Below are 319 nucleotides of genomic sequence, written 5' to 3'. Positions count from 1 at the left end.
CGTGTATGTCGACGCCGGCAGCGTCAGCGTGACCATCACCGGCACCACCGGTGGTGATTTCGAACATCTGGAAGTCAGCCCGACTGCCGCCGTCACTGCTGTCACCGACAGCATCGACACTTCGACCGTCACGCTGACGGCGACTGCCAGTGCTGTAGAAGGCGGCGTCGTCACCTATACCGCGAGCGTCACTGCTCCGGTCACCGGCGCCCCGCTGGTCATCACTCTGGCCAACGGCCAGTCGATCACCATCCCGGTCAACGCTTCGAGCGGTTCGGTCGATTTCATCGCCCCGAACAACGTGCTCAACACCAACACC

1 protein-coding gene is annotated in these 319 nt (G+C 63.0%); it reads left to right on the top strand.

Annotated elements, in window-relative coordinates; translation table 11 throughout:
• The coding region (locus NTD82_RS02950) for an immunoglobulin-like domain-containing protein (protein ID WP_262127672.1) at positions 1-319 on the top strand (319 nt) is incomplete at both ends.

Origin of the sequence: Pseudomonas sp. 5P_5.1_Bac1 (genome assembly GCF_025466015.1) — a bacterium.
In the GTDB taxonomy this organism is placed as follows: domain Bacteria; phylum Pseudomonadota; class Gammaproteobacteria; order Pseudomonadales; family Pseudomonadaceae; genus Aquipseudomonas.
Note: the sequence above shows the minus strand (reverse complement) of the source record. Positions and strands in the feature narration are given on the sequence as shown.